Origin of the sequence: Holdemanella sp. MSK.7.32 (assembly GCF_024460475.1) — a bacterium.
In the GTDB taxonomy this organism is placed as follows: domain Bacteria; phylum Bacillota_I; class Bacilli_A; order Erysipelotrichales; family Erysipelotrichaceae; genus Holdemanella.
In genome coordinates this window covers 1-663 of sequence record NZ_JANFYN010000120.1, presented here as the reverse complement: position 1 = coordinate 663, position 663 = coordinate 1, and the positions used below count along the sequence as shown (strand labels likewise).

General features: G+C 35.0%; 1 protein-coding gene. It reads left to right on the top strand.

The window, feature by feature from the left end:
- The first annotated feature begins 76 nt into the window (after window positions 1–76).
- Complete coding sequence (gene tnpA / locus NE544_RS12065) at window positions 77–577, top strand: IS200/IS605 family transposase (protein ID WP_256269504.1); 501 nt, start codon at window positions 77–79, stop codon at window positions 575–577.
- Window positions 578–663 lie beyond the last annotated feature (86 nt).

Genomic DNA, 663 nt, shown 5'->3' with positions numbered 1-663 from the left:
GTTATACAAAATAATCACCATTCTTTCTATAATGAAGGTGTTCAAGCTATCAAAATAAGAAAGAATGGTGATTATAATGGCTAATAAAGCAAACTCTTTAGCACATACAAAATGGATGTGTAAGTATCACATCATTTTCACTCCAAAGTATAGACGAAAAGTGATATACAATCAATATCGAAAAGATTTAGGTGAAATATTGAGAGAATTATGTAGATACAAGCATGTAGAAATAATAGAAGGACATTTGATGAGGGACCATGTACATATGCTAGTTATGATACCTCCATCATTGTCTGTATCTGCATTTATGGGATATCTGAAAGGAAAGTCAGCATTGATGATGTTTGACAGACATGCAAATCTGAAATATAAGTTTGGAAACAGACATTTTTGGAGTGAAGGATATTATGTAAGTACAGTAGGATTGAATGATGCGACAGTTGCAAAATATATTCGAGAGCAGGAAATGCATGATATAGCAATGGATAAAATGAGTGTAAAAGAGTACGCAAATCCATTCTCAGAAGCAGAGCAACAGGCATACAAACAAGAAAAAGCAAAGAGAAAGAAATAGTAAAAAATAAAGCCCTTTGAGGGCTGGCGAGAGTCAAAAGCGATAGCTTGAACGAAGTGAAAGCAGCGCCTTGAGACGCGAGCTGG

Bases quoted from the DNA above. Each gene is read 5' to 3' on its own strand.
- tnpA (WP_256269504.1), top strand. From the start codon at position 77: ATGGCTAATAAAGCAAACTCTTTAGCACATACAAAATGGATGTGTAAG.